General features: G+C 70.3%; 6 protein-coding genes and 2 pseudogenes. 2 read left to right on the forward strand and 6 right to left on the reverse strand.

The window, feature by feature from the left end:
• Window positions 1–3: 3 nt before the first annotated feature.
• The 3 genes from AB0K15_RS37750 to AB0K15_RS37760 all read right to left on the reverse strand — a co-directional run bounded on the left by AB0K15_RS37750 (window position 4) and on the right by AB0K15_RS37760 (window position 4,488).
• Window positions 4–1,560 carry an AMP-binding protein gene (locus AB0K15_RS37750; protein WP_364062028.1) on the reverse strand — a complete coding sequence of 519 codons (1,557 nt, stop codon included), beginning with the start codon at window positions 1,558–1,560 and terminating at the stop codon, window positions 4–6.
• Between the two features lie 61 nt (window positions 1,561–1,621).
• Window positions 1,622–2,116, reverse strand: coding sequence for a hypothetical protein (locus AB0K15_RS37755; RefSeq protein WP_364062004.1), 495 nt, complete (start codon window positions 2,114–2,116; stop codon window positions 1,622–1,624).
• A gap of 725 nt (window positions 2,117–2,841) precedes the next feature.
• The gene (locus AB0K15_RS37760) at window positions 2,842–4,488 is read right to left on the reverse strand and encodes a trypsin-like peptidase domain-containing protein (protein WP_364062007.1); all 1,647 of its coding nucleotides are present in this window, start codon (window positions 4,486–4,488) and stop codon (window positions 2,842–2,844) included.
• A gap of 199 nt (window positions 4,489–4,687) precedes the next feature.
• Here AB0K15_RS37760 and AB0K15_RS37765 point away from each other — a divergent pair, with 199 nt between their 5' ends.
• Both AB0K15_RS37765 and AB0K15_RS37770 read left to right on the forward strand, forming a co-directional pair.
• Window positions 4,688–5,416, forward strand: a complete 729-nt coding sequence (locus tag AB0K15_RS37765) for a M24 family metallopeptidase (protein ID WP_364062010.1) — start codon at window positions 4,688–4,690, stop codon at window positions 5,414–5,416.
• A gap of 47 nt (window positions 5,417–5,463) precedes the next feature.
• Window positions 5,464–6,332 (forward strand): annotated as a pseudogene (locus AB0K15_RS37770) (IS5 family transposase).
• A gap of 15 nt (window positions 6,333–6,347) precedes the next feature.
• On the opposite strand, the gene AB0K15_RS37775 reads toward AB0K15_RS37770, so the two are convergent.
• The 3 genes and pseudogenes from AB0K15_RS37775 to AB0K15_RS37785 form a co-directional block, all read right to left on the reverse strand.
• Entirely contained in the window at window positions 6,348–6,755 is a 408-nt protein-coding gene (locus tag AB0K15_RS37775; protein WP_364062013.1) for a hypothetical protein, read from the reverse strand.
• A gap of 138 nt (window positions 6,756–6,893) precedes the next feature.
• Window positions 6,894–7,010: pseudogene (locus AB0K15_RS37780) on the reverse strand (IS481 family transposase); the annotation flags it as partial.
• 207 nt (window positions 7,011–7,217) lie between these two features.
• Window positions 7,218–7,919: IS701 family transposase (locus AB0K15_RS37785; protein WP_364062016.1), on the reverse strand; the 702-nt coding region annotated here is incomplete at its 5' end.

Raw genomic sequence — 7,919 nt, forward strand, 5'->3', positions numbered from 1 at the left:
CGCTCACTGGATGCGCCGCTCCACGCCGGCCCAGGCCTTCTCGCGCAGCACGTACTTCCGGATCTTCCCGGTCGAGGTCTTCGGCAGGTCCCCGAACGTCACGGACTTCGGCGCCTTGAACCGCGCCAGCCGCTCGCGCACGAACTCGACGATCTCGGCCTCCGTGGCCCTCTCGCCGTCGCGCAAGGTCACGTACGCGGCGGGCACCTCGCCCCAGCGGTCGTCCGGCACGGCGACCACCGCCACCTCCAGCACGGCCGGGTGCTCGGCGATCGCCTGCTCCACCTCCACCGACGCGATGTTCTCGCCACCGGAGATGATCACGTCCTTGCTGCGGTCGCGCAGCTCGACGTAGCCGTCCGGGTGTACGACGCCGAGGTCGCCGGTGCGGAACCACCCGTCGGGCACGGCGGCGCGCGTCGCTTCGGGATCGTCGAGGTAGCCGAGCATGACGTTGTTGCCGCGCAAGGCGATCTGGCCGACGGTGGCACCATCGGCGGGCACGTCGGTGCCGTCGTCGGCGATCACGCGGGCGGTGCACGAGATCATGTTGCCCACGCCTTGGCGTGCTTTGAGCCGCGCCTGTTCCTGCTCGTCGAGCGCGTTCCACTCGGGGCGCCAGTCGCAGATCATCGCCGGGCCGTAGGTTTCGGTCAGGCCGTAGAGGTGCGTCACGTCGAAGCCGAGCTCGCTCATGCGCCGCAGGATCGCCGGCGACGGCGGCGCTCCCCCGGTGGCGACGCGCACCGTCGTTTCGACCCGCGCCGCTTCCGGCGCGTAGGCGAGCATCGACAGCACGGTCGGCGCGCCGTTGAGGTGCGTCACGCCCTGCTCGCGGATCAGCTGCCACACGCGGGCGGGCTCGACCTTCGGCAGGCACACGTGCGTGGCCGCGGCCGCGGTGACCGCCCACGGGAAGCACCAGCCGTTGCAGTGGAACATCGGCAGCGTCCACAGGTGCACCGCCGAGGGCGACAGGCCGGTGTGCCCGACCATCGCCAGCGCCTGCAGGTACGCGCCGCGATGGCTGTACAGCACGCCTTTCGGCCGGCCGGTGGTGCCGGAGGTGTAGTTGATCGACAGCACGGACCGCTCGTCCTCGGGCGTGATCGCCAGCGGCTCGGCGGCCGCGAGCAGCCGCTCGTACTCCTCGCCCGCGCGGATCCGGTGGGGCGCGGTTCCGGGCAGCAGCGCGACGGCGTCTTCGACCAGCTCGTCGAACACCGGGTCGTGGACCAGCACCGCCGCTTTCGCGTGCTCCAGGATGTAGGCGACCTCGCGCGCCGCGAGCCGCGTGTTCACCGCGACGAGCGGCACGCCCGCCCACGGCACGCCGAAGTTGGCCTCCAGCAGCACGTGGGTGTTGGGCGCCAGCACGGCCACCGGCCGCCCGTCGGCGAGCGGCGCCAGCGCCCCGGCGAGCCGGCGGCACCGCTCGTGCAGCTCGGCGTAGGTCCAGCGGTCTTCACCGTCGACCACGGCGATCCGGTCCCCGTGCGCGGCCGCGGCGCGGTCGAGGTAGGCGATCGGGGTGAGCGGCTCGTACGACAGGGTGCTGATGGAGTCCACGGATTCCTCTCCCGGCTTCGGCGACGGTGCCGCTGCAGAGAATAGGCCGCGCTCAGCCTCCGAAACCGGGAATGTGAGGCACGAGCGACTCCGGCGGCGGCCCGGGCGGGCCCGAGACCAGCTGCACCACGGCCCCGGCCCCCGACGCCCCCGTCAGCCGCACCGCGAGCACCCCGGTCTGGGCCTCCGGCCGCGGCACGGCACCCGAGTAGCACGCCGACCCGCCCCCACCCTCGTAGAACGTCGAGACACAGCCGGTGGTCAGGTTCCCGGAGCCGCCGCCGTGCGCGCCCTTGAGCTCGTAGTCCACGCCGGCGGGCCCGATGCGGGTGATCGACAGCGTGTCGACGTCGCCCCGGCCACCCGCCGGGAGGTCGACCGGTTTCGTCACGAGGACTTCGCAGTTGCCGTCGGCGCAGGCGGCGTAGTCGCGCCCGTCGGCCGCGTCCGGCAGCTCGCCGCCGGCGGGGTGCGCCTGGCCGGTCGTGCTCGCACTGCAGCCGGTGACAACCAGCAGCAGCAACGGGGTGAACCAGTTGCGGGCCATCGGGCTTCCTCCCTCGCGTCGGGAGGAAGGTAACGCCGCAACGGCGGGAGGGGTCCCGGTCCGCGACGTCGGCGCTGACGCGTGACGGCGTTCTCGCGCCGGGGTCGAGCGGCGCGATCGGAGGTCGTCACCCTGACGTCGCGCCTTCCTGTTCGGCGAGGAACGTGTCGAGCCGTTCGAAGAGGCCCGCGAGAACTTGTGCCTCCTGCTCCCGGTGCGAGGTTCCGCCGGTCGCCGGCATCGGGGAGGGCGATCTGCCGGATCTGGGCCTCCCCGACGAGGTTCGGGCCGACCTGGTGATTCGCCATCAACCAGTCGCGCCACCCTCCCAAGCCCGGCCTGCCCTCCCGGTGGGCCGCCCGGTCGTAGCCGTTCAGGAAAGCCACCACCGCGGCGAGAGACACCGGGCCGACGAACATGCCGGGCCGCTCGGCGAACTGGGCGAAGTACTCACGCTCGCTGAGGTCGGTCAGGTCGGTCCCTCTGGAAACCCTGCCCGTCCCGGCCCGGGTTGTGGACCGGCTTCCGGCAGCCGGACCATGCCCCGGCGCTCACGACGCTTCACCGCACGATGCCGTCAACGGTTCGCGGCGAACCGGCCACGTTCGTGCAGTGTGGTGAAGCACATCCGTCGACTGAACCCGTCCGGTTCCCGGTGCGGCGCCGCGACAGCGGAAGGGGTCCCGGTCCACAACGGTCCGGAACCCCTCCTCGTGTTTTCTGGCTCAGCCGACCGGGCCGCTGACCGGCGTCACCGAGACGTCGTGCTGCTGGCCGGTCTGGTCCACCACGGTGATGGTGAGCTTGTCGCCCGGGTGGTGGGTGTCCATGAGCGTGGTGAGCGCGGTCGCCGAGTCGACGGCCTTGCCGTCGACGGCGGTGATCACGTCGCCGCCGGTGAGGCCGGCCGAGGCCGCGGGGCCGCCCGCGACGACGTCCTGGATCTGCGCACCGGTCGAGCCGCCCTGGGCCTGGCCCTGGGCCTGGCCGCCCTGGGCCTGGCCCTGTCCCTGGCCGAAGCCGCCCGGGGCCTGCTGTGCCTGGCCGGCGTCGCTCACGGACACGCCGAGGAACGCGCTCTGTCCGATGTGGACGGAGTCGGACGACTTGCCGCCGATGATCTGGTGGGCGAGGTCGATCGCCTCGTTGATCGGGACCGCGAAGCCCTGGTGCCCGCCCGAGGCGCCCTGCTGGCCGTCGCCTTCGCCGGGGCCGCCCTGGCCCAGACCGCCGTCGCCCTGGCCGAGGCCGCCCAGGCCGCCTTGGCCCTGACCCAGGCCGCCTTGGCCCTGACCCAGGCCGCCTTGCCCCAGACCGCCCTGCCCGAGACCGCCCTGCCCTTGGCCGAACCCGCCGCGGCCACGGCCGAACCCGCCTTGCCCCTGGCCGCCGTTGAACTGGAAGCCCTGCGACGCGGCGGTGTCGACGCCGATCACCTGGCCGTTGGCGTTGACCAGCGGGCCGCCGGAGTCGCCGGACTGGATGTCGGCGTCGACCTGGATCAGGCCGGTGAGCTGCTCCGACGAGCTGGCGGACTCGTCCGACGCGGTGATCGACTGGTTCAGCGCGGTGACCTTGCCCGCCGCCACGGCCGGGGTGCCGCCGGCGCCGCCCGCGTTGCCGATCCCGACCACGGCGTCGCCGACCGCGACCGCGGACGAGTTGCCGAGCGTCGCGGTCTTCAGACCGGAGGCGCCGTTGAGCTTGATCACCGCGATGTCGTGGCTGCGGTCGTAGCCGAGCACGGAGGCGGTGTAGGTCTTGCCGTCGCCGATGTCGGTCACCTTGATGCTGGTGGCGCCTTCGACGACGTGGTTGTTGGTGAGGATCTCGCCGTCGGAGGTCAGCACGATGCCGGTGCCCGCCGCGGCGGCGCTCTGGTAACCCAGCTCGGTGTTCACGTCGACCAGGCCCGGGTCGACCTTCGTCGCGATCCCGTTGGGGTCGATCGACGTGCTCGACGTGCCCCCGGGAGGAGCCACGGACCCGAAGTTCTGGTTGCCCGCGGCGGAATCCGAGCCGGGCGTCCACACGAAGTGCCCGATGCCCAGGCCGAGCACCACCGAAAGCCCGATGGCCCCGACGGCGATCGCCGCGCTGCGCATCGGCCGCGGCGGCCGGTGGTACGGCGTCTGCGGGAACTGCTGGGTGCCCGGGTACTGTCCCCACGCGCCCTGCGGTGCCCAGCCCTGGTTGTAACCGGCGTAGGGGCCGTAGTGACCCTGCTGCCCCGGCGTACCCGCCTGCCCCGCCCCGCCCGGCTGACCCGCTGCGCCGTACTGTCCGTACGCGCCCGGCTGGGTCTGGTCGCCGTGTCCGTACGGCGTGCCGCCGGTCTGCCCACCGGTCGACCCCGGCTCCTGTTCGCTCATGTTCCCGCTCCAGCCTCGTCCCGCTCCTGGCTACCGCCTCGACCAGAACACACCCCGTACCTGAGATTTTCCTTGCCGGGCTCCGTGGGAAACCTGTGGAGTTCTCCCAGGTTCGGCCGCGGATCGGGTGATTCCCCTCGCGAGCACCCAAATCGGACTCGCCTGGTGGCCGCGCGCGGCGGTGGTTACCGTCGGGGACATGGGTGAGCTGATCGAGGACGAGGCACAACGCGCGGCGCGTTTGCTGGACGCGCAGGCCAAGGCCGTCGAGCTGTTCGAAGAGGTCGAGCGGCGCGGGCTGCTCGCGCCCGGCGTGCGCGAGACCGAGGCGAGCAACGCGGTGCGCGACCTCGCGGCGGAGCTGTTCGGCGTGGACCGCTACTGGCACAAGCGGATCGTGCGCGCGGGCGAGAACACGCTGCGGCCGTACCGGGAGAACCCGCCCGACCGCGTGATCGCCGGGGACGACATCGTGTTCGTGGACTTCGGGCCGATCTTCGAGGAGTTCGAGGCGGACTTCGGGCGGACGTTCGTGCTCGGCGACGACCCCGTGAAGCTGCGGCTGCGCGACAGCCTGCCCGTGGTGTGGCAGGCCGGGCGCGAGTACTTCGAAGCCCACGCGGACGTGACCGGCGCCGAGCTGTACGAGCACGTCACCAAGCTCGCCGCCGAGGCGGGCTGGGAGTTCGGCGGCGCGCACTCCGGGCACCTCGTGGGGCAGTTCCCGCACGAGACGATCGACGGCGAGCGGATCGAGTCCTACATCGCGCCGGGCAGCGAGCGGCCGATGCGCCGGCCGGACCGCAACGGGCAGACGTCGCACTGGATCCTCGAGGTCCACCTCGTCGACCGCGAACGGCGGATCGGCGGGTTCTTCGAGGAGCTGCTCGACCTCGGCCACGAGCGGTCCGGCGGCGTCCCGGATTAGGGCGTGTCCTGTAAGTGGTTGAGCTGTGGGTCTGGTAATCGTGTGTGGTGGTTGGGCGGGGTGAGCTGACGGATCGGGCGTGGGCGGTGATCGAGCCGTTGTTGCCGCCGGTGTCCGGTGGTGGCCGGCGATGGCGTGATCACCGCCAGGTGATCAATGCGATCCTGTGGAAGCTGCGCACCGGTGCTCCGTGGCGTGACCTGCCCGAACGTTATGGGCCGTGGAAGACCGCGCATGAACGGTTGCGGTTGTGGACCAAGAACGGCACCTGGGACAAGATCCTCGACCACGTCATTGTCAAAGACGACGCCGTTGGTGATCTTGAGTGGGTCGTCTCGGTGGATTCGAGTGTTGTCCGAGCGCATCAGCACTCGGCCGGCGCCCGGAAAAAAGGGGATGCAGCGGCGAGGTCGAAGCCATCGTCGTCGACGGGGAAGAACTCGGCCGGTCCCGTGGCGGGCTGAGCACGAAGATCCACCTCGCCGTCGACGGGCGTGGCCTGCCGATGCGGTTCCTGCTCACCGCGGGCCAAGCCGGAGACAATCCGCAGCTGGTTCCGTTGCTTAACGGCATCAGCATCGCCCGGCTCGGGCCGGGTCGCCCCAGGGCGCGACCGGACGCAGTGATCGCGGACAAGGCGTATTCGCATCCCTCGACCCGTGAGGCGATGCGGCAGCGGCGGATCAATTTTGTCAGTCCGCAGCGCCATGACCAGATCGCCCGCCGCACGGCCAAAGGCTCCCGCGGCGGGCGACCACCCACGTTCGATCCTGAGGCCTACAAGCAGCGCAACGTCGTGGAACGCTGCTTCAACCGGCTCAAACAGTTCCGAGACCTCGCCACCCGCTACGCCAAACGCGCCGCCTACTACCAGGCCGAACTCACCATCGCCGCCATCGTGCTCTGGCTCCGATGACTCACAGGACAGCTCCTAGACGCAGTCCGCGGAGCCAAGAAAACAATTCTGGAAGTCCAGCACTGTGCCGTACTCGTCGGTGAGGTCGACATAGACGCGATTCGCTCCACCGGGAACGTCCGCGGAAAGGGAAACGTTGAACGAGGTGACGGTATTGCAGCGCAGGCTCGTGCTCTTCGCGTCAAGCTGTTTCGTGTCCACAAGCGACCTCGCGAGAGCCCGCTCGCATCCGCTGGAGTTCAACGACCCCACGATGCCGACGGAGCGGTTGTACCAGGTGACCCTGCCGGAGAAGTAGCCACCCGCGCCGTCCTTTACCAGAAAGTAGGAGGTGGGGTAGGCAGCTGCGCCGGCCGGTGCCGCTGCGGCGACCGTGGGCGCGGCGACGAGAGTAAGAGCAGCCGCTGCGGCGGCCACGGTCATGCTGACTCTTCTCATCGGTTTTCCCCCATTGGTAAGTTCTGGACGAAATCCATTCGAATGCTAGAAGTCGTGCAGCCGATAGGCAAGGGCCAGCGAGCTCTTCGCGCTGGCGGATCACCGACCAGCCACCCCAGCGGCTTTCCCGTTGTGGCGTGGGATGTAGGGCGTGATCCGCTGATGCCGGGCCCCGCGCAGGACGGCGGCGAAGTCGTTCGCGCGGTAGCACGCGCCGTTGTCGGTGACCATGCGGTAGATCTGGCTCCGATGACTTACAGGACAGCTCCTAGTACTGCAACGGCAGTTAGGTGAGTGGGTAGCCGCGTCGTTTGTAGTGGCTGAGCCGTGCTTGGTGTTGTCGTCGGCGGCGGAAGCGGGACCATGCCCAGATGTGGTCGGCGGCGTCGGTGACGCGCAAGACCAGCTTGGTGAGCAGGCGCCGGATTTCCGGTATCGTGAATCCGATCATGCCTGGCTCAGTGGTACCGGTTCCCCTTTTACGGCAAGGGATCGAGAGACGGCGAGCCAGGCGTGGGCGAGCATGGACAGGGTAATGTGGGCATACCAAGCCCGCCAGGACCGGACCTGGTAGTGATCGAGTCCGGCTTCGTTCTTGGCCTGCTGGAAGCACTCCTCGATCCGCCAGCGGGCCCCGGCGATCCAGGCCAGGTCCAGCAGCGTCGAGCGGCGGGGTCCATAGCAGACGTAGTAGGCGATCTCGGACGGATCCGAGAGTGAGCGGCGGGCGAGCAGCCAGTGTCCGCGCCCGGGCTGCCAGCCGATCCGGATCGGCACCCGCGCCCAGTCGTACTCGCGCGGCCCGTGCGCCCCGGCCCCGACCGACAGCCGCCGCCACGCCCGGGCAGGCAGACTAGCGATCAGCTGGTCGGCTCTGGCTTCGCGACCGCCGGTGGTGACCAGGGTGTCGTTGACCTTGGTGGCCAGCACATGTGCGGCGTCGTGTGCTTCCAGCCACAACCGCAGGTATTTGACCTGACCGTAGGCTTCGTCAGCGGTGATCCACCCGAACGGCACCTTCGCGGCGAACGCCCGCGCCAGCATCGCCATGGCCTGGCGCGGCTTGGTCTCGAACCCGGTCCCTTCCGGGATTCCCGCCCGCCGGCACCGCTGCTGGTCGGCGATCCACGGCTCGGGCAGATACAGCTC

The organism is Amycolatopsis sp. NPDC049253, from assembly GCF_040678995.1.
Lineage (GTDB): Bacteria > Actinomycetota > Actinomycetes > Mycobacteriales > Pseudonocardiaceae > Amycolatopsis.

Coding starts and splice junctions, on each gene's coding strand:
- AB0K15_RS37755 (WP_364062004.1), bottom strand. CDS start 2,116: ATGGCCCGCAACTGGTTCACCCCGTTGCTGCTGCTGGTTGTCACCGGC.
- AB0K15_RS37760 (WP_364062007.1), bottom strand. CDS start 4,488: ATGAGCGAACAGGAGCCGGGGTCGACCGGTGGGCAGACCGGCGGCACG.
- AB0K15_RS37775 (WP_364062013.1), bottom strand. CDS start 6,755: ATGACCGTGGCCGCCGCAGCGGCTGCTCTTACTCTCGTCGCCGCGCCC.
- AB0K15_RS37765 (WP_364062010.1), top strand. CDS start 4,688: ATGGGTGAGCTGATCGAGGACGAGGCACAACGCGCGGCGCGTTTGCTG.